Source organism: Arthrobacter sp. JCM 19049, assembly GCF_001310435.1.
This window is the reverse complement of the sequence record NZ_BAXF01000763.1, coordinates 1-820: the sequence shown is the minus strand read 5'-3', so window position 1 is coordinate 820 and position 820 is coordinate 1. Positions and strand designations below refer to the sequence as shown.

General features: G+C 68.4%; 1 protein-coding gene and 1 pseudogene. Both read right to left on the bottom strand.

What is annotated here, in order from left to right:
• Positions 1-212, bottom strand: a pseudogene (locus JCM19049_RS16075) (mycothione reductase); the annotation flags it as partial.
• Positions 213-327: 115 nt separating this feature from the next.
• Positions 328-820: oxidoreductase C-terminal domain-containing protein (locus tag JCM19049_RS16070; protein WP_279403419.1), on the bottom strand; the 493-nt coding region annotated here is incomplete at its 5' end.

The window sequence follows — 820 nt, the reverse complement described above, 5'->3', positions numbered from 1 at the left end:
GACACGTTCAGCCGCTGCGCCTCGACGGGGGTGCGGGCCAGCTCGGCCGGGCGCACGAACATCTTGGTGGGGATGCAGCCCACGTTCAGGCAGGTGCCGCCGAACGGCCCCTTTTCCGCGATGGCGACCTGCTTGTCGTCCCAGTAGTCGGTGAGCAGCGTGTTGCCCGAGCCGGCGCCGATGATTGCCAAGTCCACCTGATGCTGTGTCATGAGCTCATCGTAGGTACCTTGCCGGTCCGGCGCACAGTGTCGCAGGCCGCATTGCGGTGTCGGGCCGCTCTCACCGGTGGTCCGCGGCGCGGCTCCCATCACCCGGGGCCGGCTCCTACTGTCCGGCGGCCAGCTGCCCCAGCTCGATGGAGGTGTCCTGCAGCCGTTCCGGGTCGATGCGCTGGCCCACCAGGGAACGCAGCGTGTCGTTCACATCCCAGATGTTCACGTTCATCGCCGCGGTGATCCGCCCCTCACGCAGCCAGAACATGATGAACTCGCCCTCGTCCATGTCCCCGCGCACCACATCGGCGTCCCCGTCCTGGCGGTCCCCGACGTACTCCATTCCCAGCTCGAACTGGTCGGTGAAGAAGTAGGGCAGCCAGTCATACTGCTCGTCGGCGCCGGTGAGCGTGGCCGCGGCCAGCTTGCCCTGGCGGATCGCGTTGTCCCAGTGCTCCACCCGCAGCTGGCGGCGCAGCGTCGTGTTGAACGCCTGGGCGATGTCCCCGACGGCCAGCACATCCGGGTCCGAGGAGCGCAGTGACGCGTCGACCACCACCGTGATCGGTTTCGATCCCGCTGCGGCGGCGACCTCCAGGTGCGGG